Here is a 21,464-nt window from a genome sequence, read left to right as displayed (position 1 = left end):
CCATGATTCTCGGAACGCATGCCGGGTACATCCTCGGCGCCTACGCCTTCACCGCCCTCGTCATCGGCGGCCTGATCCTCCACGCCGTGCGGGATCACCGGGCGCAGAAGCGGGCGCTCGCCGGTCTCCAGGACGCGGGCGGAGAGCGCGCGTGAGCGAACCCGCGACGGAGGCTCCGGCGCCGGCCCGGCGCTCGCTCCTGGTGATCCTGCCGCTGGTCACCTTCGCGGTGCTCGCCGCGATCTTCTTCCTGCGCCTGCGCTCGGGCGCCGACCCGGCGGCCATCCCCTCGGCCCTGATCGGCAAGCCCGCCCCCGCCTTCGACCTCCCGGCGATGCCGGGCCTCTCCGCCAACGGCGCGGCGGTTCCGGGCCTGGCGCGCGCCGACCTCCTCGGCAGCGTCACGGTGGTGAATTTCTGGGCCTCCTGGTGCGCGCCCTGCCAGATCGAGCATCCGCAACTCATGCGCCTCGCGCGCGAGCCGGGCGTGCGGCTGGTCGGCGTCGACTACAAGGACACGGCGGAGAACGGACGCCGCTTCCTGACGCGCAACGGCGTGCCGTTCGCGGCGGTCGGGATGGACAGCGAGGGCCGCGCCGGCATCGATTTCGGCGTCTACGGCGTACCCGAGACCTTCATCATCGGGCCGGACGGCACGATCCGCGACAAGCTCGTGGGCATCGTCACGCCGGAGAACTTCGCATCCGTGCTCGACAAGATCCGCGCGGCCGGCACGCCCGCCGCGCGCTGAGGCGGCGGCCTCGAACGCCGTCCGGAGCGGCCGGCGCCCCGGTCGCGGGCTCCCTTTGTGCCGGAGGCCGTGTCCGGGGGCGCCTGATCGGTTCGTCAGACCGGGTCCGGGCCGGGCTCCTTGCGCTCGTGGCGCATCAGCAGCGGGGTCTGGGCCAGCGCGAAGGCGATGGTCAGCGGCATGATGCCGAAGACCTTGAAGCTGACCCAGAAATCCTCCGTCTGGGTGCGCCACACCACCTCGTTGATGGCGGCGAGAACGAGGAAGAACACGCCCCAGCGGAAGGTCAGCTTGCGCCAGCCGTCCTCGGTGAGGGCGAACATCGAGTCGAGCACCACCGAGAGCAGCGACTTGCCGAAGGCGAGCCCGCCGAGCAGCACGAGGCCGAACAGGGTGTTCACGATGGTGGGCTTCATCATGATGAAGGTCTTGTCCTGGAGCGCCAGCGTCAGCCCGCCGAACACCACCACGACGACGCCCGAGACCAGCGGCATGATGGGGAGCCGCCGCATCAGCGCGTAGTGGATGCCCAGCGCCACCACCGTGGCGGCGATGAACACGCCGGTGGCCACGAACAGCTTCTGGTCGGGATGCACCCCGAGGCGCTCGGCGTAGGCGTTGCCGAAGAAGAAGATCATCAACGGCCCGAGCTCCAGGGCGAGCTTGAGCAGTGGCGGAAGGTGGCGGCGCGGAGGGATGGCTTCGATCTGCATGGTGTCCATCATAGGGGAGCCTCGGCACCGGCGTGCCGCGACAAGGCGTTCCAGTGGTTTCGTGGGCGATCGTCAGCCCGCGTCCAGGCCGGCGATCGCGCGGGCGAAGTCGCGCGCCGCGAAGGGCTCCAGGTCCTCGACGCCCTCGCCGACGCCGATGAAGTGCACGGGCAGGCCGAACTTGGCCGCGAGCGCCACCAGGATGCCGCCGCGTGCGGTGCCGTCGAGCTTGGTCATGACGAGGCCGGTGACGTTGGCGGCCTTCGAGAACAGCTCGACCTGGCTCAGCGCGTTCTGGCCCACCGTCGCGTCGAGGACGAGGAGCACCGCGTGGGGAGCCTGCGCGTCGATCTTGCGGATCACCCGCAGGATCTTCTCCAGCTCCGCCATCAAGCCGGCCTTGTTCTGGAGCCGGCCGGCGGTGTCGATCAGGAGGACGTCGGTGCCCTGGGCCTTGGCCGCCTCGTAGGCGTCGAAGGCGAGGCCGGCCGCGTCCGACCCCTGCGCGCGGGCGATGACGGGGGTCTGCGTGCGCTGGCCCCAGACCTTGAGCTGCTCGATCGCCGCCGCCCGGAAAGTGTCGCCGGCCGCCAGCATCAGCGAATGCCCGTCGGCTTTCAACTTCATCGCGAGCTTGCCGATGGTGGTGGTCTTGCCGGCACCGTTGACGCCGATCATCAGGATCACGAACGGCTTCTTCGTGGTGTCGATGCGGAAGGGGATCGCCACGGGGGTGAGGGCGCGCTCGACCTCCGCCGCCAGGATCTCCCGCACGGCGTCCGGCGAGATGCCCTTGTCGTAGCGGCCCTTGCCCACGGCCTCCGAGACCCGCATGGCGGTCTCGATGCCGAAATCGGCCTGGATCAGCGCGTCCTCCAGTTCCTCCAGCGTGTCGGCGTCGAGCTTGCGCTTGGTGAACAGGCCGGTGACGCGCTCGGTCAACGCCGAGGAGGTCCGCTTCATGCCTCCCGTCAGGCGGCTCCACCAGCCGCGCTTCGGCTCCTCGGCGGACGAATCCGGCTCGGGCATGAAGATCTGGGTCGAGACCTCGGGCTCCGGGGCCGGCTCGGGCTCGGGTTCCGGCTCGAGATGCGGCTCAGGCTCCGATGTCGTCGGGAGGACGGGTTCGGGCGAGAATGCCTGGCTCGTGGTGTCGGCGGCCTCGGCGCCGCGCGCCGGGTCGTCGCCGGCCGTGCCGGCGGGCGGGCGCTCCTCGGCGCCCGCCACGGGCTGCAGGTCGGCCCCCTCGAGTTCGTCGGGGACCGCGTTCTTGCGCGCGTTCTCGTCGCCCGGCTCGCCCGCGGGCGGGGGCACGGACGAGACGTCCGTGGCGGCGGTCGTAAAATCCGGCTGTCCCTCGGAGAACGAGGCGGGGGAGTCGGGCGGCGGCGCCACGGGCGCGATGGCCGGCTCGGGCGCCGGCCGCGGGGCGGGCGTCGCGGCCGGCTTCGGATCGGGCGGCTGCACCGGCACCGGCGCGGGCCGCGCCTCCTCCTTGGTGCCGAACATCTTGCGCAGCAGCCAGCCCGGCCTCTTGTCTTCGCTCATTCCCGCTTGCTCCCCGGACCCGGCATAGTTAGCGCGAGGCTATGCCCCCAGCCGATGCCCTCGTACCAGACATAGGCGCGCGCCTCCTCTACCGCGATGCCCTTGTGCTCGTCATCGACAAGCCGGCGGGTTTGCCCGTCCATCCCGGCCCGAAGGGCGGCGAGACCCTCACCGACCATCTCGACGCCCTGCGCTTCGGCCTGCCCCGGCGCCCGGAGGCCGCCCACCGCCTCGACCGCGACACCTCCGGCTGCCTCGCGCTCGGGCGCCACGCCAAGGCGCTGGCTCGCCTCAACAAGCTCTTCGCCGCGAGCGGCACGGTGGAGAAGACCTACTGGGCCCTGGTCGAGGGTGGTCCGTCCGAGGAAGCCGGGAGCATCGACCTGCCGCTGGCCCGCCGCTCCGACGATCCGCGCTCCTGGTGGATGAAGGCCGACCCGGCGGGGGATCCGTCCCTGACCCGCTTTTCCGTGCTCGGACGCGGTGGCGGCCTGACCTGGCTCGCGCTCGCGCCGGTCACCGGCCGGACGCACCAACTGCGGGTCCATTGCGCCGCGATGGGGTTCCCGATCCTCGGCGATCCGATCTACGGCGCCGCGCCCCGCAGCGGCGGCCCGGGCCTGCAGCTTCACGCCCGCGCGCTGCGCCTGCCGCTCTACCCGAAGAAGCCGCCGATCCTGGTCGAGGCGCCCGCGCCCGAGCACATGCGGGCGGGATTGGAGCGGTGTGGCTTCACCGGCTGATCGCTGTCTCGTCTCTCGCGTCCGCGAACGGGACTCACGCGGCGATCAGCACGCGCCCGTCATGCCCGGCGATCGTGACGTCGCGAAACACGCCCGCCGGCTGGTCCGGTGACAGTCGCACGGGCGTGAACCCCTCGGTCCGGCCCATGCCGCCGCGCTCGGTGAGCACGCGGTGGGGCCGGCCGACCTCCCCCGCCAGGTGGGCCTCCAGGGCCGAGGCGCCGGCCGCGCGCAGGCGGGCGGCGCGGTCCCGCACGATCTCGCCGGGCACCGGCGGCATCCGCGCGGCCGGGGTGCCGGGGCGCGCCGAGTAGGGGAAGACGTGCAGGTGCGTCAGGCCGCAGGCGGCCACGAGGTCGAGGGAGCGGGCGAACTGCGCCTCGGTCTCGGTGGGAAAGCCCGCGATGAGGTCGGCGCCGAAGACCGCATGGGGGCGCAGGGCCCGCACGGCCTCGCAGAACCGGATCGCGTCGGCGCGGGCGTGGCGCCGCTTCATCCGCTTCAGGATCAGGTCGTCGCCCGCCTGGAGCGAGAGATGGAAATGCGGCATCAGCCGCTTTTCATCGGCAATGGCCTCCATCAGGGCGTCGTCGGCCTCGATGGAATCGATGGAGGAGAGGCGCAGGCGGCCGAGGCCGGGCACCCGCGCCAGGATCGCCCGGACCAGCCGGCCGAGGCTCGACGGCGCCGGGAGATCGCGGCCATAGGCGGTGAGGTCGACGCCGGTGAGCACCACCTCGCGCCCGCCCCGCTCGACGATGTGGGCGATCTGATCGATCACGTCGCTCACCGCCACGGAGCGGGAATTGCCGCGCCCGAACGGGATCACGCAGAAGGTGCAGCGATGGTCGCAGCCGTTCTGCACCGGAACGAAGGCACGGGTGTGCCCCGCGATGCCGGCGATCCGGGTCGGGGCGGCCTCCCGCACGGCCATGATGTCGTCGACCCGGGCTCGCGACGACGGCGCGCCCTCTATGGTCCAGGTCTTCTCGTCCCAGGCCTTCGCGTCCCAGGTCTCGGCTCGGCCCTTGGCGTCGTTGCCGACGAGGCGCGCCACCTCCGGCATCGCGGCGTAGTCGGCGGTCTCGACCTGCGCGCCGCAGCCCGTCACCACGATTTCGGCCCCCGGCCGCTCGCGGGCGAGACGGCGGATCGCCTTGCGGGCCTGGCGCCCGGCCTCCGCCGTGACCGTGCAGGTGTTCACGATGACGAGGTCGCGGTCGGCGAGTCCCGCTTGGGCAAGTCCCGCTTCGGCGTGCCCGCGCATCACCTCCGACTCGACGGTGTTGAGGCGGCAGCCGAAGGTCAGGGTCTCGACCGCCATGTCAGGCGGTGCCTTCCCGCGAAGTGCCTGCCCGCGAAGTGTCCGCCTGCGAAGTGTCTGTCTGCGAAAAGATGTCCGGCGGGAGGGTGCCGTCCCATTCGAGGGCCACCGGGCCGGTCATCAGCACATGGTCGTCGGCGCGCCACTCGATGGCGAGGTCGCCGCCGGGCAGGCTCACGGCGGCGCTCCGGCCGATCATCCGCAGGCGCGAGGCCGCCACCACCGTGGCGCAGGCGGCGGTGCCGCAGGCGAGCGTCAGCCCGGCGCCGCGCTCCCAGACCCGCAGCTTGATCCGGTCCGGCCCGAGCACCTGCGCGACCGAGATGTTGGCGCGCTCGGGAAAGATCGGATGGTTCTCCAGCATCGGCCCGATGCGGGCGAGGTCGTAGCCGTCGGGGTCGCGCGCGACGAAGAAGACCGCGTGCGGGTTGCCCATGCTGACCGCCCCCGGCGAGTGCAGCACCGGATCGTCGATGGGGCCGATCTGGAGTTCGATCCGACGCGTGTCCTGGAACGGCTCGGCCAGCGGGATCTCGTCCCAGGCGAGTTTCGGCCGGCCCATGTCGACGGTGAAGGAGCGTTCGGCCTCGCGCTTGACGCCGACGAGGCCGCCGGCCGTCTCCAGGGTCAGCCGGCCGCTCTCGGCGGGGCGCGCCATGGCCGGGTCGTCGAGCATCGCGTAGGCGACGCAGCGCGTGCCGTTGCCGCAGGCGCCGGCCTCCGAGCCGTCGGTGTTGTAGATGCGCAGGCTCGCGTCGGTGCCGGGCGTGCGGGCATCGTGGATCACCATGAGCTGATCGAAGGCCGAGCGCGGATAGGCCGCGATGGCGCGCGCCTCCGCGGCCCCGACCCGCACGGCGGTGCCGCGCAGGTCCAGCACCACGATCCGGTTGCCGGCGCCGTGCATCTTCAGGAAGCGTCGATGCGCAAGCTCGCTCATGCCGCCCTGTCTCTCCTCCGCGTCGTCGGTTCGCTCTGGCCGCCGCTATAGGCCAAAGCGCCGCCGCGCGCACGGGGGCCGCGACGCCCGGCTGCGTTGCAGAAGCGCCGCGCCCGGCGCGCTTCGTGCGGGCCGGCACGCGGTGCGTCTCGCCGGCCCGTGCCATCGCCACTACCTTATGGCGGATGGCCGGGATTCGTCCGATTCGACGATCCGGCTCAGCGACCTTCCGGAGCTCCCGCCTTGACCCGCACTCGTTTCACGCTGCTCGCCGGGTGCTTCGCTCTCTCGGTCGCCTGCGCCGCGCCCCCGGCCTTCGCTCAACCGACGCCGCCGGCCGTGGCGAACCCGCTGCCGACCACCACCAACCCGGACCCGAAGACGCCAGGAACGGCGGACATTCCGGTGCCCGCGCAGGCCGGCGCCGCGCCCTCCCCGGCCACGCCGCCGGCCGCTGCCCGCCAGACCCTGGTGGCGACGCCGGGCGACGCCAACGACGTCGACGAGGTCTCGCTGCCGGCCAAGCCCGCCGCGATCCTGGCCGGACGGGCGAAGTGGGAGGAGGCGGTGCCGAGCCTCAAGGCGGCCTTCCAGCGGATCGAGGCGGACCTCGCCAAGGCCGGCATCCAGCCGGTCGGGCGCCCGATCGCGGTCTTCGCCAAGACCGACGACGACGGCTTCCAGTACGACGCCATGATCCCGATCGCCGCGATGCCGGACCCCAAACCCGCCGAGAGCGACGGCCTGCGCTTCGGCACCACGCCGAGCGGCCGGGCCCTGCGCTTCCCGCACAAGGGCTCCTACGACGAGATCGACGGCACCTACGAGACCCTGACGGCCTATCTCGATGCCAAGGACGTGGTGGTGCAGGACCGGTTCATCGAGGAATACGTCACCGACCTCAACGACAAGGCGGACGAGAAGCTCGACGTGAACATCTACGCGCTGCCGAAATAGGGCGCGGTCAGGCCGGCACCGCCTCCGCGGCGGTTTCTTCCGAAGAGACGTCGCGGATCAGGCCGTCCCGGAGGTGGATCACGCGGTCCGCCGCGTCGAAGTCGCGGTCGTCGTGGCCGAGGACGATCAGGGGCCGCGTGCAGAACAGGCGCCGGACCGTCGGATCCTGCTCGGCCGCCCACGCGTCGAGGACGAGGACCGGGATACCCCTCGATGGTGGCCCAAGAACCAGGCGCGACGTGCGCGGCGCCCGGGCGATCTCATAGCAGGCAGCCCTGCGCGGGTTCCGCGCAGGAGCCGCCCCGTTCCAGCGCGAGCAGGAAGCGCTTCGTGTCGAGCCCGCCGGCAAAGCCCGTCAGGGCGCCGCCGGCGCCGATGACCCGGTGGCAGGGCACCACGATGGGCAGGGGATTGGCGCCGTTGGCCGCGCCCACCGCCCGGCTGGCGCTCGGGCGCCCGATCCGGCGGGCGAGTTCGCCGTAGGAGATCGTCGTGCCCGGCGGAATGTCGGTGAGCGCCCGCCAGACCTCGCGCTGGAACGGCGTGCCGCGCGGGGCCAGCGCGAGGTCGAACCGGGTGAGGCGCCCCTCGAAATAGGCGCCGAGCTGATCCCGCGCCTCCACGAAGGCCGCATCGTCCCGAAGCCAGTCCGCCCCCGGCGTCACCGCGCCCTTTCCGGAGGGGAAGCCGATGCAGGCGAGCCGTTCGTCCGTGCCCGCGAGGACGAGCGGGCCGATGGGGCTGGGCAGGATCGTGTAGCGCGTCCCGGTCACGACCGCTCCTCTTCACCGGACTCGCATGGCCGGTGCGAGGACGATCGCGGCGGGTGGTCGCCCGTGAGCGGCGGGCTGGCCCGACGAACGATCATTCCAGATTCGGTATCGATCAATTCAGGAATAGGCTTGGACGGCATTATCCTGCTGCCTCATGACGGGCGGTGGCAAAAGGCCGCCGCGAGGTCTGTCCCTCGCGAGAATGGCTTGCCCCACCGGAGGAATGTCATGTCTCAAGCCGAGCTTGGCCCGCGCAGGACGAATATCAGGTACGTCATTCTGACGCTGATTTTTCTGGCCACCACGTTCAACTACGTCGACCGCGCCACCCTGTCGGTCGCCGCGTCCGCCATGCGGGCCGAATTCGGCTTCGACGCGATCACGATGGGCCTCGCCTTCTCGGCGTTCGGCTGGGCCTACACCGCCATGCAGATTCCCGGCGGCTGGATCCTCGACAAGTACGGTGCCCGGCTCGTCTACGGCATCGGCCTGATCCTGTGGTCGGCCTTCACGATGATGCAGGGTCTGGTCCACCTCGTCTCGTTCACCTTCTTGGCGCTCTTCGGCCTGCGCTTCCTCATGGGCATCGCGGAATCGCCGGCCTTCCCGGCCAACAGCCGCCTGACCGTGATGTGGTTCCCCACGAAGGAGCGCGCCTTCGCGACCTCGATCTTCCAGTCGGCGCAATACTTCGCGCTCGCGGTCTTCACGCCGGTGATGACCTACATCCTCCACGCCCATAGCTGGCAGGCGATCTTCTTCTGGGCCGGCGGCGTCGGCATCGTGCTGGGCTTCGTCTGGCTCGTCTACGTTCACGAACCGCGCCAGCACGGCCGCGTGAACCAAGCCGAGATCGACTACATCGAGGCCGGCGGCGGCCTGCCGAACATGGGCGACAAGCGCGACCGCATCCGCTGGTCCGAGGTCAAGGCCCTGGTCACCAACCGGATGATGGTCGGCATCTATATCGGCCAGTTCTGCCTCACGACGATCACCTGGTTCTTCCTGACCTGGTTCCCGACCTACCTGCTCGAAGCGCGGGGCATGTCGATCCTCAAGGTCGGCCTCGTCGCGGCCATCCCGGCGATCTGCGGCTTCCTCGGCGGGCTCGCCGGCGGCGTCTGGTCGGATTGGATGCTGCGGCGCGGCTACAGCCTGACCGTGGCGCGCAAGCTGCCCATCATCACCGGCCTGCTGTTCTCGAGCAGCATCGTCCTGGCGAACTACGTCCGCTCCGACGTCTTCGTGATCGTGGTGATGAGCGTGGCGTTCTTCGCCAAGGGCATCGGCAATCTCGGCTGGTGCATCGTCGGCGACGTTTCCCCGAAGCAGATCATGGGCGTCAGCGGCGGCGTGTTCAACTTCTGCGGAAACATCGCCAGCATCGTCACGCCCCTGGCCATCGGCATCATCGTCAAGGAGATGGGCTCGTTCGACCTCGCGCTGGTCTATATCGGCTTCGTCGCCCTCGTCGGCGCGTTCTCCTACCTCGTCATCGTCGGGCCGCTGCGGCGCCTGGAGGTGGAGCCGGGCTCCGAGCCCGCGCCGGCCCCCGCCGCGACGCCCCTGCCGGCGGGGCTCGGTTCGACGCGCGGCGCCTGAGCGAAGCCCGAATCCGCCATCCCCGAATCCGCCATCCCGAAGGGAGCAACCGGATTCGGTTCGAGGCGCCCGCACGAGACACCGAGACCACGACACTTCGAAGCCGGACGCGCCGCGGCTCGGCCGATCCACGCACGCGAAACATCCGAAACCCCTGGAGATGACGATGGTCGACACGCACGAGACAGTCACCGGCATCCGGCTGCGCTCCGTCTACCTGCCGCTGAAGAACCCGATCAGCGACGCCAAGGTGCTCACCGGCCGCCAGAAGCCGATGACCGAGATCGCGATCCTGTTCTGCGAGGTCGAGACCAGCGCGGGGCATCGCGGCCTCGGCATCAGCTACTCGAAGCGGGCCGGCGGCCCCGGTCAGTTCGCTCATGCCCGCGAGATCGCCCCCGCCCTCCTCGGCGAGGACCCGAGCGATATCGGCAAGGCCTGGGACAAGCTGGCCTGGGCCGGCGCCTCCGTCGGCCGCAGCGGCCTCGCCGTGCAGGCCATCGGCGCCTTCGACGTGGCGCTGTGGGACCTCAAGGGCAAGCGGGCCGGCCTCTCGCTCGCCAAGCTCCTCGGCGCGCAGCGCGATTCGGTGCGCTGCTACAACACCTCCGGGGGCTTCCTGCACACGCCGCTCGACGAACTGCTCGTCAACACGGACCGTTCCCGCGAGCGGGGCATCGGCGGCATCAAGCTGAAGGTCGGGCAGCCGGACTGGGCCCTCGACATCGAGCGGGTGTCCCGGGTGCGCGAACATCTCGGCGACGCGTTCCCGCTGATGGTCGACGCCAACCAGCAATGGGACCGGCCGACGGCCATGCGCATGGGCCGCATCTTCGAGCGCTTCAACCTGATCTGGATCGAGGAACCCCTCGATTGCTACGACGCGGCGGGCCACGCGGCCCTGGCGGCGGCGCTCGATACCCCGATCGCGACCGGCGAGATGCTGACCAGCGTGTCCGAGCACTGGGACTTCATCCGCCAGAACGGGGCCGACTTCCTGATGCCGGACGCGCCGCGCGTCGGCGGCATCACGCCCTTCCTCAAGGTCGCGACCCTGGCCGAGCATGCGGGCATGACGATCGCGCCGCACTTCTCGATGGAGTTGCACATTCATCTGGCCGCGGCGATGCAGCGCGAGCCCTGGGTCGAGCATTTCGAGTGGCTGGAGCCCCTGTTCAACGAGCGCCTGGACCTGAAGGACGGGCGCATGCTCGTGCCGACGCGGCCCGGCCTCGGAATCAGCCTGAGCGAGCAGGCCCTCGCCTGGACCCGCGAGACCGCCGGATTCGGCAGCCTGGGCTGAGCGGCGCCCCGGCGCGACCGGGCTCCAAGGTTCGGGTCCGACCCCGCGCGCGGGCCACCCGCTTGGCCTCCCCCGGACGGGGAGGCCAAGCGGCCGGAGCGTCCCTACTCGGCCGCCTCGCTGTAGGCATCCACCGGCGGGCAGGCGCAGACGAGGTTGCGGTCGCCGTAGGCGTTGTCGACCCGGTTGATCGGGGGCCAGTACTTGTCCATCCCGAGGCTGCCCGAGGGGAAGCAGGCGGCTTCCCGCGAATACGGGCGCTCCCACGTGCCGACGAGGTCGCGCACCGTGTGCGGCGCGTGCTTGAGGGGATTGTTCGCCCTGTCCATCCGCCCCTCCTCGATGGCGCGGATCTCCTCCCGGATCGCCAGCATGGCGTCGCAGAAGCGGTCGATCTCGCCCTTGGTCTCGGATTCGGTGGGCTCGATCATCAGGGTGCCGGCCACCGGCCAGGACATGGTCGGCGGGTGGAAGCCGCAATCGATCAGCCGCTTGGCGATGTCGTCGACGGTGATGCCGGCGCTCTTCTGGAACGGCCGCACGTCGATGATGCACTCGTGCGCCACGCGTCCCCGGGCGCCGGAATACAGCACCGGATAGGCACCGCCGAGGCGGGCCGCGATGTAGTTGGCGTTGAGGATGGCGATGCGGGTCGCCTGGGTCAGGCCGCGCCCGCCCATCAGCAGGCAGTAGCTCCAGGAGATCGGCAGGATCGAGGCCGAGCCGTAGGGCGCGGCCGAGACCGCGCCCGCCTCGCCCGTGCGGGGATCGGAGGGCAGGAACGGGATCAGGTGCGCCTTGACGCCGATCGGGCCCATGCCCGGGCCGCCGCCCCCGTGCGGGATGCAGAAGGTCTTGTGCAGGTTGAGGTGGCTGACGTCGGCGCCGATGTCGCCGGGCCGGGCCAGACCCACGAGGGCGTTCAGGTTGGCGCCGTCGAGATAGACCTGCCCGCCATGGCCGTGGACGATGTCGCAGATCTCCCGCACCTGCACCTCGAAGACGCCGTGCGTCGACGGATAGGTGATCATGCAGGCCGCGAGGGTCTCGCCGTGCAGGTCGGCCTTCTCGCGGAAATCCGCGAGGTCGACGTTGCCCTGCGCGTCGGCGCCGACCACGACGACGCTCATGCCGCACATCTGGGCCGAGGCCGGGTTGGTGCCGTGGGCCGAGGACGGGATGAGGCAGACCGTCCGGTGCGCCTCGCCCCGCGAGAGGTGGTAGGCCCGGATCGCCAGCAGCCCCGCATATTCGCCCTGCGCGCCCGAATTCGGCTGCATCGAGATCGCGTCGTAGCCGGTGATGGCGCAGAGTTTTTCGGAGAGATCGCCGATGAGGGCCTGATAGCCCTGAGCCTGATCCACCGGCACGAAGGGGTGGATCTCGGCGAATTCCGGCCAGGAGACCGGCAGCATCTCGGCCGTGGCGTTGAGCTTCATCGTGCAGGAGCCGAGCGGGATCATCGCCCGGTCCAGCGCCAGGTCGCGGTCGCTGAGCCGGCGCATGTAGCGCGTCATCTCGCTCTCGGCCCGGTTCATGTGGAAGATCGGGTGGGTGAGGTACTCGGAGGTCCGCACCAGCCCCTCGGGCAGGCGGGCCTCGGGCCAGGCCTCGTCATAGGCGAGGTGCGCGCCTCCGAAGGCGCTCCACACTGCCTGGAGGATGTCGGGCCGGGTGCGCTCGTCCACCGTGATGCCGATCCGGTCGTCGCCGACCTTGCGCAGGTTGACGCCGTTGGCGACCGCCTGTCCGAGGATCACGCCCTGGAACGCCCCCACCTTCACCGTGACGGTGTCGAAGAAATGCGCGGATTCGACCGTGAAACCGAGCGTCTCCAGGCCGCCCGCGAGCCGCACCGCGTCGCGGTGGACGCGGGCCGCGATGGCCTTGAGCCCGCGCGGGCCGTGGAAGACCGCGTACATGCCGGCGATGACCGCGAGCAGCACCTGCGCGGTGCAGATGTTCGAGGTCGCCTTCTCGCGGCGGATGTGCTGCTCGCGGGTCTGGAGCGCGAGGCGGTAGGCGCGGTTGCCGCGCGCATCCACCGAGACGCCGACGAGGCGGCCCGGCAGGGTGCGCTTGTGGGCGTCGCGGGTCGCCATGTAGGCGGCGTGCGGGCCGCCATAGCCCATCGGCACGCCGTAGCGCTGCATCGAGCCGATGGCGATGTCGGCCCCCATCTCGCCCGGCGATTTGAGGAGCGTCAGCGCCAGCGGGTCGGCCGCCACCACCGCGACCGCGCCGGCGGCGTGCAAGTCGGCGATGGCCTGCGTCAGGTCGCGGATGCCGCCGCAGACGCCGGGATACTGGAAGATCGCGCCGAAGACCCCGGCCGGGTCGAGATCGGTGGCCGGATCGCCGACCACGATGCGCCAGCCCAGCGGCGCGGCGCGGGTCTTCAGCACCGCGATGGTCTGGGGCAGGCACTCGGCATCGACGAAGAAGGCGTCCCGGCCGTTGCCGGCGACGCGCCGGGCCATGCCCATGGCCTCGGCGGCGGCAGTGGCCTCGTCCAGCAGCGAGGCGTTGGCGATGTCGAGGCCGGTGAGGTCGCAGACCAGGGTCTGGAAGTTCAGGAGCGCCTCGAGACGGCCCTGGCTGATCTCGGGCTGGTAGGGCGAGTAGGCCGTGTACCAGGCCGGGTTCTCGAAGATGTTGCGCTGGATCACCGGCGGCATCGTGGTGCCGTGGTAGCCCTGCCCGATCAGCGAGACGAGGAGGCGGTTCCGGTCGGCGATGCCGCGCATGTGCTCGATGACCCGGCGCTCGGTCATGGCGGTTCCGAAATCCAGGCGCTCCGCCTGCCGGATGTCGGCCGGCAGGGTCTCGTCCATCAGGGCGTGCAGGCTGTCCGCGCCCACGACGCCGAGCATCGCATCGATTTCCTGCGTCGTCGGGCCGCTGTGGCGGCGGTTGGCGAAGTCGTAGGGGTCGTAGCGGTCTTGGGGCATCGGAGCCTCATCGGGATCGAAACAAGTCGCATGCGCCTCGGGCGCGTTCCTCCCCCTGCGGAGGGGGAAGGGTCGTGTTCGCGCTACTTCGCGAAGGCTGCGTAGGCCGCCTCGTCCATCAGCCCGTCGAGGCTGGCGGGATCGTCGAGGCGGATGCGATAGAGCCAGCCGGCCCCCTGCGGGTCGGCGCCGACGCTGGACGGATCGGCCACCGCCGCCGCGTTCACCTCCGTGACCTCGCCGGAGACCGGCGCGTAGACGTCGGAGGCCGCCTTCACCGACTCCACTACGGCCGCCGCCGCGCCCTTGGTCAGCTTCGCGCCGACCTTCGGCAGCTCGATGAAGACGAGGTCGCCGAGCTGCTCGGCGGCATGGGTGGTGATGCCCACCGTGGCGACGTCACCGGCGCAATCCAGCCACTCGTGCTCGTCCGTGAACTTCCGCATCGTTCTCTCCTGGTTGATGAAGGGGCAGGTCTTGTTACCGAAGGGGCAGGTCTTGTTGCCGAAAGCACAAGTCGGTTCAGGCGCGCTTGAAGACCGCCGGAACGAAGGGCAGCGCCGAGACAGCGACGGGCAGGCGCTGGCCGCGCACCTCCGCGAACACGCGGGTGCCGGGCGCGGCGAGCGCGGCGGGCAAGTAGCCCATGGCGACCGGCGCCTGCAGGCTCGGCCCGAAGCCGCCCGAGGTGACGCGGCCGACGGCCTCGCCGGACGCGTCGGCGAAGAGAGGCGCGCCGGCCCGCACGGGGGCCGGCCCCTCGGGACGCAGGCCGACGCGCTTGCGCGACGGGCCGGCCTCCAGGGCGTCGAGGATGCGCGCGGCCCCCGGGAAGCCGCCGGCGCGGGCGCCGCCGCGCCGCCGCACGGACGGGATCGCCCAGGACAATCCGGCCTCCACCGGGTCGGTGCCGGGATCGATGTCGTTGCCGTGCAGGCACAGGCCCGCTTCGAGGCGCAGGGAATCGCGGGCGCCGAGCCCGATCGGCAGCACGGCGGGATCCGCCAGCAGCGCCTCGGCCAGGGTCTCCGCCCGGTCCTCGGGCACCGAGATCTCGAAGCCGTCCTCGCCGGTATAGCCGGAGCGGGTGACGATGGCCGAGGCTCCGGCGAGGTCGAGGGTCCGCACGTCCATGAAGCGCATCCCCGCGACCTCGGGCGCGAGCCGGGCCAGCACCGCCTCCGCGCCCGGCCCCTGAAGGGCGACGAGGGCGCGCGCCAGCACCGTCACCGCGCAGATGTCGGAGAGGTACGCGCGCAGAATGTCGGCGTCGGCCGCCTTGTTGGCGGCGTTGACCACAAGGAGGAACCCGTCGCCGCAATGGGCGACCATCAGGTCGTCGCGGATGCCCCCGGTCTCGTCGAGGAGCAGCCCGTAGCGCTGGCGGCCCGGCTTGAGACCGAGCACGTCGATGGGCAGGAGGGTCTCGAGGGCGCGGGCCGCGTCGGCGACGTCGCCCGAGCGCGGGGTCAGCCGGATCTGGCCCATATGCGACACGTCGAACAGGCCGGCCGCTTCCCGCGTGTGCAGGTGTTCCTTCAGCAGGCCCGCCGAGTATTGCACCGGCATGGCGTAGCCCGCGAACGGGACCATGCGGGCGCCGTGGCGCTGGTGCAGGGCGTAGAGGGGCGTGCGGGCAGCATCTTGGGACATCGGATCACTCCACGACAGAACACGTCCGGACGCGCATCGATGCGTTTCCGGCTGCCCCCATCTGTCGCGGTTACCTGAGAGCTTCTCCCGAGCCGCCTGGACGGCTCAGGATTTCTCCTTCGGTGGACGCCGTCGGCGCCTCTCTCCAGATTGTCCAACGATACGGTGATTGTGCCTGAGAGTTTCCGGGGGTGGTTGCTCCGTCGGCGCCATGGTTCGAGGGGTTCGTCGCGCGAAACCCTCGGCCTGGGCTCTCCCGTATCGTCATTGCTGACAAGACCAGGGTTCCACACGGCACCGCATCATGCAAGGCGGGTTCGGGCCGCGGGGCTTTACGCTTGCGCCGATCCGTCATCCGCCGCCGGGCCGCCGCATCCTGAAGGGGAACCCGCGCGACGCGGCGCGGATTCCTCCGTCATGCCGATCGCACCCGGGCACGACCTCGCCGGCCCCCGCCCCCGCCGGACCCGACCCTCAAAGCCCGAGCCGGCCGCCGCCGACCCGGCCCTGAGCGACAAGGCGCTGGCGATCCACGCGCGCCTCTGCCCGGTCTACGGCTGTCCGATCCCGTATTTCCACAGCCTCGATCCGTTGAGCGAACTCGTCTCCTCGCTCCTGTCCCACCGGACCCGCAACGCGGATTCGGGGCGCGCCTTCAAGGCGCTGCGGGCGCGCTATCCCGATTGGGAGGCGATGCTGTCGGCCCCCGTCGCCGAGATCGAGGCGGCGATCGCGGGCGTGACCTGGCCGGAACTGAAGGCGCCGCGCCTTCAGGCGATCCTGTCCGCCGTGAAGCTGCGCCACGGCAGCCTCGACCTCGACTTCCTGCGGGACATGGCGGTCGGAGAGGCACGGGCCTGGCTGGAGGCGATCCCCGGCGTCGGGCCCAAGACCAGCGCGGCGGTGCTCTCGTTCAGCGTCCTGCGGATGCCGGCCCTGCCGGTGGACAGCCACCACCACCGGGTGGCCGAGCGCACCGGGCTGATCGGTCCGCGCATCGATGTCGGCCCGGCTCATCCGGTCCTGCGAGCCCAATTGCCGGAGGATTGGAGCGCGCAAGCCCTCTACGACAATCACGAGGTGCTGATGCTGCACGGGCAGCAGGTCTGCCACCACCGCAATCCGTCTTGCGGGCGCTGCGTCCTCCTCGACCTCTGCCCCAAGGGGCAGGCGCGCATGGTCGCGGGCGGCGCGATTCGCGAGCCCTGATGGAGGCGCCCTGATCGGCGAGCCTTGACCGTCTCCTGCGCGGCGTCCAGAAACCGGCGCTCGGTGGTGCGGCTTCGCGCTGCCCGTCTCATCACAATCCGCACGGGGACCACGCGCGATGACCGCGTTCAAGGAACTGGTGTTCTCGGGCGTGCAGCCGACCGGGAACCTGCATCTCGGCAATTACCTCGGCGCCATCAAGCGCTTCGTGGAGATGCAGGCGCGCGACGCGCAATGCCTGTACTGCGTGGTCGACCTGCACGCGATCACCCTGTGGCAGGACCCGGCCGCCCTCAAGGGCCAGATCCGCGAGGTCACCGCCGCGTTCCTGGCCGCCGGCATCGATCCGAAGCGCAGCATTGTCTTCAACCAGAGCCAGGTGCCCCAGCACGCGCAACTCGCCTGGATCTTCAACTGCGTCGCGCGTCTGGGCTGGCTCAACCGCATGACCCAGTTCAAGGACAAGGCCGGCAAGGACCGCGAGAACGCGAGCATCGGGCTCTACGCCTATCCCGTACTGATGGCCGCCGACATCCTGGCCTACCGGGCCACCCACGTGCCCGTGGGCGAGGACCAGAAGCAGCACCTCGAACTGACCCGCGACATCGCCCAGAAGTTCAACAACGATTTTTCGCAGTCGATCGCCGCCCATGGGCACGACGAAGGGGCCGGCTTCTTTCCCGTCACCGAGCCGCTGATCGGCGGGCCGGCGGCACGCGTCATGAGTTTGCGCGACGGCACCAAGAAGATGTCGAAATCGGATGCCTCCGACAATTCGCGCATCAACCTCACGGACGATGCCGACGTCATCGCCGCCAAGGTGCGCAAGGCCAAGACCGACCCGGACGCCCTCCCCTCCGAGGTGGCGGGGCTCGGCGGGCGGCCCGAGGCCGACAACCTCGTGGGCATCTTCGCGGCGCTGAAGGACGTCTCGCGCGAGGACGTGCTGCGCGATTACGGCGGCGCGCAGTTCTCGCAATTCAAGGGGGCTCTCGTCGAACTCGCCGTCGAGACCCTGGCGCCGCTGGGCGCCGAGATGAAGCGCCTCGTGGCCGATCCGGCCGAGATCGACGCGGTGCTGGCGGACGGCGCCGAGCGGGCCGAGGCCATCGCGGCCCCGACCCTCGACGCCGTCAAGGACATCGTCGGCTTCGTCCGGCGCGGGCCGCGCCTGACGATGGTGTGAGACGACACGACCCTCGCCCGCTCGCGGGTGAGGGCGCCCGTAGGCTCAGCTTTCGCCGCGCGCGACGCGGGCCTCGTATTCCGGCAGTTCGATCCGGCCTTCCTTCTCCACCCGAGCCTTGTCCTCCTCCGAGATCACGTCGCCGACCATGTCGAGGCGCTTCCAGAGGGCGAGCGGCGTCTCCTTCTCGGGGGTCGGCACGTACCGGTTCTGCGCCACCTTCTGGTACTTGTGGATGTAGCGCGGGCAGTTGACCCAGGCCTTGGTGACTTCCACGCGCACGAGATACTTGGCCTCGGTGTATTCGGCCATCAGGGGATCGTCGCGCAGCATCCGGGCATGGCCCTGGACGCGGACCCGATGCGGGGTCTCGAAGTCGATGAACAGCAGGCCGACCTTGGACTGCCCCTCGATGTTGCCCATCGAGTACCACATGCCGTTGCCGTCGAAGCCCGGGAACACCAGCGTGCCGCCGTCGAGCACCTTCACGAAGCCGGGGCTGCCGCCCTTGTAGGAGACGGTGGGCATGCCGTCCGGATCGACCGTGGAGAGGAAGAACATGTCCCGGCTGCCGATGAAGGCGGCCTCGTTCTCGCCGATCCTGTCCTGCACCCAGCCCGTGTCCAGGCGCTCGGCGAGCTTGACGGTGTTGAACTCCTCCTGAAGCGCGCGATGCGCATCGTGGTAGAGCGATGCCATGAATGTCCTCCCGGTTTCGGCCGCTCTCAGGTGGGCGGCCGTTGCCGGCGACCATCACCGGATTTCGCCGGGATCACAACAGCGCAGAGGCCGGACGGGGATCGGCGTCGCCGAAAGACACCGCCCTCGCGCCTCATTTTTCCGCGATGTCCCGCATCCGCGCGGCGGCCGGCACGAAAAAGCCGGCGCCGCTTTCGCGACGCCGGCTTCATCCGCCGGCGGCCGGGCAAAACCGGCCGCCCGATTTCAGATCAGTTCTTCGCCTTGTCGACGAGGGCCTTCTCGGAGATCCACGGCATCATGCCGCGCAGCTTGGCGCCGACTTCCTCGATCGGGTGGGCGGCGAGCTTGGCGCGGGTGGCCTTGAACGAGGTCTGGCCGACCTTGTTCTCGAGCATCCAATCGCGGGTGAACTTGCCCGACTGGATGTCGTTGAGGACGCGCTTCATCTCGGCCTTGGTCTCCGGCGTGACGATGCGGGGTCCGGTGACGTACTCGCCGTACTCGGCCGTGTTCGAGATCGAGTAGTTCATGTTGGCGATGCCGCCCTCGTAGATGAGGTCGACGATGAGCTTCACCTCGTGCAGGCACTCGAAATAGGCCATCTCGGGGGCGTAGCCGCCCTCGACCAGGGTCTCGAAGCCGGCCTTGATCAGCTCGACGAGGCCGCCGCAGAGCACGGCCTGCTCGCCGAACAGGTCGGTCTCGCACTCTTCCTTGAAGGTGGTCTCGATGATGCCGGCACGTCCCCCGCCATTGGCCGAGGCGTAGGACAGGCCGAGGTCGTGGGCGTTGCCCGACGCGTCCTGCGCGATGGCGATGAGGGTCGGCACGCCGCCGCCCTTGAGGTACTCGCCGCGCACGGTGTGGCCGGGGCCCTTCGGGGCGACCATGAGCACGTCGAGGTCCTTGCGGGGCTCGATCAGGTTGAAGTGCACGTTGAGGCCGTGGGCGAACAGGAGGGCGGCGCCCTGCTTCATGTTCGGCTCGAGGGACTCCTTGTAGATGTCGCCCTGCAGCTCGTCGGGGGTGAGCATCATGACGACGTCGGCCTGCTTGGCGGCGTCGGCGACGTTCATCACCGTGAAGCCCTCGTGCTCCGCCTTCTTGGCGGTGGCCGAGCCCTCGCGCAGGGCGATGACGATGCCCTTCACGCCGGAATCGCGCAGGTTCAGCGCGTGGGCGTGGCCCTGGCTGCCGTAGCCGACGATGACGACCTTCTTGCCCTTGATCAGGTTGAGGTCGGCGTCACGATCGTAATAGACCCGCATGGCGGTACCTTCTCTTTTTTGAACATGAGTGCGCCCCGGCGCCCTCATCTGAAACAGCATCCGCGCGGCCGTGCGATCCGGCGGCTTTTAACGAGACGTGTCCCTTGACGAAAGGGGAATCGTCATCGGACCGCGTCCCACGAGGCTCACGCGGGCAGCCGGAGGCCTTCGCGGGCGAAGACCGCCTGTACCGCGGGACGCGCCGCCATGGCACGGGCATGCGCGGTCCAGTGGGGAAAGCGCTCGGCCATGTCGAACCCGAGGGCCGGGCCGCGGCCCCAGGTCCAGAACAGGAGCAGGTAGGGATCGACCACGCTGTAGCGGTCGCCGAGCGCCCAGCCGCCGCCCGCGAGCTTCACGTCGGTCATGGTGAAGAGGTCGCCGCAGGTATCCGCGCCCTTGGCGCCAATGGCCGGATAGGCGTCCTCGTCGGTGGTGTAGCGCTCGGGCCGCCGGACATGGGCGTAGGCGATGTGATGGTTCGTGGAGAGCCAGGCGAGCCATTCGTCGGCCCGCGCCTGCGTGCGGGCATCCTCGGGCCAGAGGGAGGCGTCCGGATGCGTGCGCGCGACGTGGCGCAGGATCGCCGTGTTCTCGGTGAGGACCCAGCCCTCCTCCACCAGGGCCGGCACGCGGCCGCGCTCGTTGACGGCGAGATACTCCGCCGCGCGCTGGTCGCCCTTGGCGAGATCGAGCCGCACGGTCTCGAAGGCCGCGCCGGTCTCCTCCAGGGCGATGTGGGAGGCCAGCGAGCAGGCGCCGGGCGCGTAGTAGAGGGTGGTCATGGGGTTACGAGGCCATTCCAAGAGATGCCGATCGGCGTGGCGAACTTTCCACGAACTTCGGCGAGGACATCGTCCGGCACGAATCAGAGGGAGCGGGGGATTCGGGTGTCCCGATCGATCGAGCCGAGTGGGTCGTCGTCATCGATGATCTCGGAACCCCGGTCGGGCCCCCAATCCACGGTCGGAGGCTCGAAGGCCGGACCCAGCCGCTGTGCCTCCGCGACCATCTCAGCCATGGTGAAGACCGGCAGCCCGTTCACGAACCGAAGGCTCCGGCAGGGTGATGCGGCATCCGAACCGACGCCGGGCCCACCCTTCGGCAGAACTTCGACGGTCTGGCCTTCCGACAATCCGAGCGCCCGAACGTCGTCCGCCGACAGTCGGACGGCATAGTCGGACCCGGCTCGCTCCAGCTTGGCTTCCATTCCTCAGCCCCCGTCGCCGACCATCCCCATCATGGCGAGGTCGCGTGAAAAAGCCTCACATCGCTTCCGCGCCCCGCCCCATGGCGGCGATGCCGGTGCGGGAGATCTCGACGAGGCCGATCACCGTCATCAGGCCGATGAAGCGGTCGATCTCCTCCGTGGTGCCGGTCACCTCGAACACGAACGAGTTCAGCGTGGCATCGAGCGTCTTGGCGCCGAAGGCGGCCGCGAGGGTGAGGGATTCGGTGCGGTGCTCGCCGGTGCCCGCCACCTTGACGAGGCAGAGCTCGCGCTCGAGGGCCTTGCCCTGGAGCGTGAGGTCGACGACCCGGTGGACGGGCACGAGGCGGTCGAGCTGCGCCTTGATCTGCTGGATCACCGCGTCGGTGCCGGCGGTGACGATGGTGATGCGCGAGAGGTGGCGCGCCACCTCGGTCTCCGACACCGTCAGGCTCTCGATGTTGTAGCCTCGGCCGGAGAACATGCCCGAGATGCGGGCGAGCACGCCGGGCTCGTTGTCGACGATCACCGCCAGGGTGTGCCGGTTGATCGGCTCGATCTTGGTGGCGTCGGGATAGTGCGTGTTCATGGCGTTCATGGCGTGCCCCGGATCTGCGTCTGCGATGGCGTG

21 protein-coding genes and 1 riboswitch are annotated in these 21,464 nt (G+C 70.3%); of the genes, 8 read left to right on the top strand and 13 right to left on the bottom strand.

Features of this window, described 5'->3' with window-relative positions; all coding sequences use genetic code 11:
* The first annotated feature begins 2 nt into the window (after window positions 1–2).
* A complete protein-coding gene (ccmD, locus tag MKK54_RS09690) occupies window positions 3–155 on the top strand; it encodes a heme exporter protein CcmD (RefSeq protein WP_244010579.1) in 153 nt (50 codons plus the stop codon).
* Window positions 152–751, top strand: coding sequence for a DsbE family thiol:disulfide interchange protein (locus MKK54_RS09685; protein ID WP_244010578.1), 600 nt, complete (start codon window positions 152–154; stop codon window positions 749–751). The genes ccmD and MKK54_RS09685 overlap by 4 nt, the downstream gene beginning before the upstream one ends.
* 95 nt (window positions 752–846) lie before the next feature.
* Here the strand turns inward: MKK54_RS09685 and MKK54_RS09680 are convergent, their stop codons facing one another.
* Both MKK54_RS09680 and ftsY read right to left on the bottom strand, forming a co-directional pair.
* Window positions 847–1,464: a septation protein A gene (locus MKK54_RS09680; protein ID WP_244010577.1), complete on the bottom strand. Its 618-nt coding sequence runs from the start codon at window positions 1,462–1,464 to the stop codon at window positions 847–849.
* 72 nt (window positions 1,465–1,536) lie between these two features.
* The gene (gene ftsY / locus MKK54_RS09675) at window positions 1,537–3,012 is read right to left on the bottom strand and encodes a signal recognition particle-docking protein FtsY (protein WP_244010576.1); all 1,476 of its coding nucleotides are present in this window, start codon (window positions 3,010–3,012) and stop codon (window positions 1,537–1,539) included.
* Window positions 3,013–3,053: 41 nt separating this feature from the next.
* On the opposite strand from ftsY, the gene MKK54_RS09670 reads away from it, so the two are divergent.
* Window positions 3,054–3,755: an RluA family pseudouridine synthase gene (locus MKK54_RS09670; protein WP_244010575.1), complete on the top strand. Its 702-nt coding sequence runs from the start codon at window positions 3,054–3,056 to the stop codon at window positions 3,753–3,755.
* A 34-nt stretch (window positions 3,756–3,789) separates the two neighbouring features.
* Here the strand turns inward: MKK54_RS09670 and mtaB are convergent, their stop codons facing one another.
* Together mtaB and dapF are read right to left on the bottom strand one after the other, a co-directional pair.
* On the bottom strand, window positions 3,790–5,079 hold the full coding sequence (gene mtaB / locus MKK54_RS09665; protein ID WP_244010574.1) for a tRNA (N(6)-L-threonylcarbamoyladenosine(37)-C(2))-methylthiotransferase MtaB: 1,290 nt from the start codon (window positions 5,077–5,079) through the stop codon (window positions 3,790–3,792).
* Window position 5,080: 1 nt separating this feature from the next.
* Entirely contained in the window at window positions 5,081–6,019 is a 939-nt protein-coding gene (gene dapF, locus MKK54_RS09660) for a diaminopimelate epimerase (RefSeq protein ID WP_244010573.1), read from the bottom strand.
* A gap of 243 nt (window positions 6,020–6,262) precedes the next feature.
* On the opposite strand from dapF, the gene MKK54_RS09655 reads away from it, so the two are divergent.
* Window positions 6,263–6,976, top strand: a complete 714-nt coding sequence (locus MKK54_RS09655; protein ID WP_244010572.1) for a GyrI-like domain-containing protein — start codon at window positions 6,263–6,265, stop codon at window positions 6,974–6,976.
* Window positions 6,977–7,236: 260 nt separating this feature from the next.
* Here MKK54_RS09655 and MKK54_RS09650 read toward each other — a convergent pair whose 3' ends face one another.
* Window positions 7,237–7,749, bottom strand: a complete 513-nt coding sequence (locus MKK54_RS09650) for a methylated-DNA--[protein]-cysteine S-methyltransferase (RefSeq protein WP_244010571.1) — start codon at window positions 7,747–7,749, stop codon at window positions 7,237–7,239.
* 228 nt (window positions 7,750–7,977) lie between these two features.
* Between MKK54_RS09650 and MKK54_RS09645 the strand changes: the two genes are divergently transcribed.
* Together MKK54_RS09645 and MKK54_RS09640 are read left to right on the top strand one after the other, a co-directional pair.
* Window positions 7,978–9,351, top strand: a complete 1,374-nt coding sequence (locus MKK54_RS09645) for an MFS transporter (RefSeq protein WP_244010570.1) — start codon at window positions 7,978–7,980, stop codon at window positions 9,349–9,351.
* Between the two features lie 166 nt (window positions 9,352–9,517).
* Window positions 9,518–10,654 (top strand): L-talarate/galactarate dehydratase, encoded by a 1,137-nt coding sequence (locus MKK54_RS09640; protein ID WP_244010569.1) that lies wholly within the window; start codon window positions 9,518–9,520, stop codon window positions 10,652–10,654.
* A gap of 104 nt (window positions 10,655–10,758) precedes the next feature.
* On the opposite strand, the gene gcvP is transcribed toward MKK54_RS09640, so the two are convergent.
* The 3 genes from gcvP to gcvT all read right to left on the bottom strand — a co-directional run bounded on the left by gcvP (window position 10,759) and on the right by gcvT (window position 15,258).
* On the bottom strand, window positions 10,759–13,605 hold the full coding sequence (gene gcvP, locus MKK54_RS09635; RefSeq protein WP_244010568.1) for an aminomethyl-transferring glycine dehydrogenase: 2,847 nt from the start codon (window positions 13,603–13,605) through the stop codon (window positions 10,759–10,761).
* Window positions 13,606–13,688: 83 nt separating this feature from the next.
* Window positions 13,689–14,051: a glycine cleavage system protein GcvH gene (gene gcvH / locus MKK54_RS09630; RefSeq protein ID WP_244010567.1), complete on the bottom strand. Its 363-nt coding sequence runs from the start codon at window positions 14,049–14,051 to the stop codon at window positions 13,689–13,691.
* 76 nt (window positions 14,052–14,127) lie between these two features.
* Window positions 14,128–15,258 (bottom strand): glycine cleavage system aminomethyltransferase GcvT, encoded by a 1,131-nt coding sequence (gene gcvT, locus MKK54_RS09625; RefSeq protein WP_244010566.1) that lies wholly within the window; start codon window positions 15,256–15,258, stop codon window positions 14,128–14,130.
* A 51-nt stretch (window positions 15,259–15,309) separates the two neighbouring features.
* Window positions 15,310–15,417, bottom strand: a riboswitch (glycine riboswitch).
* A 258-nt stretch (window positions 15,418–15,675) separates the two neighbouring features.
* On the opposite strand from gcvT, the gene nth reads away from it, so the two are divergent.
* Together nth and trpS are read left to right on the top strand one after the other, a co-directional pair.
* The gene (gene nth / locus MKK54_RS09620) at window positions 15,676–16,467 is read left to right on the top strand and encodes an endonuclease III domain-containing protein (RefSeq protein WP_244010565.1); all 792 of its coding nucleotides are present in this window, start codon (window positions 15,676–15,678) and stop codon (window positions 16,465–16,467) included.
* 118 nt (window positions 16,468–16,585) lie between these two features.
* Window positions 16,586–17,653 (top strand): tryptophan--tRNA ligase, encoded by a 1,068-nt coding sequence (gene trpS, locus MKK54_RS09615; RefSeq protein WP_244010564.1) that lies wholly within the window; start codon window positions 16,586–16,588, stop codon window positions 17,651–17,653.
* 45 nt (window positions 17,654–17,698) lie between these two features.
* On the opposite strand, the gene MKK54_RS09610 is transcribed toward trpS, so the two are convergent.
* From MKK54_RS09610 to ilvN, 5 genes are all read right to left on the bottom strand, one after another.
* Window positions 17,699–18,352 (bottom strand): pyridoxamine 5'-phosphate oxidase family protein, encoded by a 654-nt coding sequence (locus MKK54_RS09610; RefSeq protein ID WP_244010563.1) that lies wholly within the window; start codon window positions 18,350–18,352, stop codon window positions 17,699–17,701.
* Window positions 18,353–18,603: 251 nt separating this feature from the next.
* Window positions 18,604–19,671 (bottom strand): ketol-acid reductoisomerase, encoded by a 1,068-nt coding sequence (ilvC, locus tag MKK54_RS09605; RefSeq protein ID WP_279597274.1) that lies wholly within the window; start codon window positions 19,669–19,671, stop codon window positions 18,604–18,606.
* Window positions 19,672–19,769: 98 nt separating this feature from the next.
* Window positions 19,770–20,408, bottom strand: a complete 639-nt coding sequence (locus MKK54_RS09600; RefSeq protein ID WP_244010562.1) for a glutathione S-transferase family protein — start codon at window positions 20,406–20,408, stop codon at window positions 19,770–19,772.
* A gap of 83 nt (window positions 20,409–20,491) precedes the next feature.
* Window positions 20,492–20,833: a MazF family transcriptional regulator gene (locus tag MKK54_RS09595; RefSeq protein WP_244010561.1), complete on the bottom strand. Its 342-nt coding sequence runs from the start codon at window positions 20,831–20,833 to the stop codon at window positions 20,492–20,494.
* A gap of 55 nt (window positions 20,834–20,888) precedes the next feature.
* On the bottom strand, window positions 20,889–21,431 hold the full coding sequence (gene ilvN / locus MKK54_RS09590; RefSeq protein WP_244010560.1) for an acetolactate synthase small subunit: 543 nt from the start codon (window positions 21,429–21,431) through the stop codon (window positions 20,889–20,891).
* Window positions 21,432–21,464: the final 33 nt, after the last annotated feature.

Source organism: Methylobacterium sp. J-068 (assembly GCF_022829445.1).
Taxonomy (GTDB): domain Bacteria; phylum Pseudomonadota; class Alphaproteobacteria; order Rhizobiales; family Beijerinckiaceae; genus Methylobacterium.
This window is presented reverse-complemented; position numbering and strand designations above follow the sequence as displayed.

Bases quoted from the DNA above. Each gene is read 5' to 3' on its own strand.
- gcvH (WP_244010567.1), bottom strand. From the start codon at position 14,051: ATGCGGAAGTTCACGGACGAGCACGAGTGGCTGGATTGCGCCGGTGAC.
- gcvP (WP_244010568.1), bottom strand. From the start codon at position 13,605: ATGCCCCAAGACCGCTACGACCCCTACGACTTCGCCAACCGCCGCCAC.
- ftsY (WP_244010576.1), bottom strand. From the start codon at position 3,012: ATGAGCGAAGACAAGAGGCCGGGCTGGCTGCTGCGCAAGATGTTCGGC.
- MKK54_RS09645 (WP_244010570.1), top strand. From the start codon at position 7,978: ATGTCTCAAGCCGAGCTTGGCCCGCGCAGGACGAATATCAGGTACGTC.
- MKK54_RS09670 (WP_244010575.1), top strand. From the start codon at position 3,054: ATGCCCCCAGCCGATGCCCTCGTACCAGACATAGGCGCGCGCCTCCTC.
- ilvN (WP_244010560.1), bottom strand. From the start codon at position 21,431: ATGAACGCCATGAACACGCACTATCCCGACGCCACCAAGATCGAGCCG.
- MKK54_RS09680 (WP_244010577.1), bottom strand. From the start codon at position 1,464: ATGCAGATCGAAGCCATCCCTCCGCGCCGCCACCTTCCGCCACTGCTC.
- MKK54_RS09610 (WP_244010563.1), bottom strand. From the start codon at position 18,352: ATGGCATCGCTCTACCACGATGCGCATCGCGCGCTTCAGGAGGAGTTC.
- mtaB (WP_244010574.1), bottom strand. From the start codon at position 5,079: ATGGCGGTCGAGACCCTGACCTTCGGCTGCCGCCTCAACACCGTCGAG.
- MKK54_RS09595 (WP_244010561.1), bottom strand. From the start codon at position 20,833: ATGGAAGCCAAGCTGGAGCGAGCCGGGTCCGACTATGCCGTCCGACTG.
- gcvT (WP_244010566.1), bottom strand. From the start codon at position 15,258: ATGTCCCAAGATGCTGCCCGCACGCCCCTCTACGCCCTGCACCAGCGC.
- dapF (WP_244010573.1), bottom strand. From the start codon at position 6,019: ATGAGCGAGCTTGCGCATCGACGCTTCCTGAAGATGCACGGCGCCGGC.
- MKK54_RS09640 (WP_244010569.1), top strand. From the start codon at position 9,518: ATGGTCGACACGCACGAGACAGTCACCGGCATCCGGCTGCGCTCCGTC.
- MKK54_RS09600 (WP_244010562.1), bottom strand. From the start codon at position 20,408: ATGACCACCCTCTACTACGCGCCCGGCGCCTGCTCGCTGGCCTCCCAC.
- nth (WP_244010565.1), top strand. From the start codon at position 15,676: ATGCCGATCGCACCCGGGCACGACCTCGCCGGCCCCCGCCCCCGCCGG.
- trpS (WP_244010564.1), top strand. From the start codon at position 16,586: ATGACCGCGTTCAAGGAACTGGTGTTCTCGGGCGTGCAGCCGACCGGG.
- ccmD (WP_244010579.1), top strand. From the start codon at position 3: ATGATTCTCGGAACGCATGCCGGGTACATCCTCGGCGCCTACGCCTTC.
- ilvC (WP_279597274.1), bottom strand. From the start codon at position 19,671: ATGAGGGCGCCGGGGCGCACTCATGTTCAAAAAAGAGAAGGTACCGCC.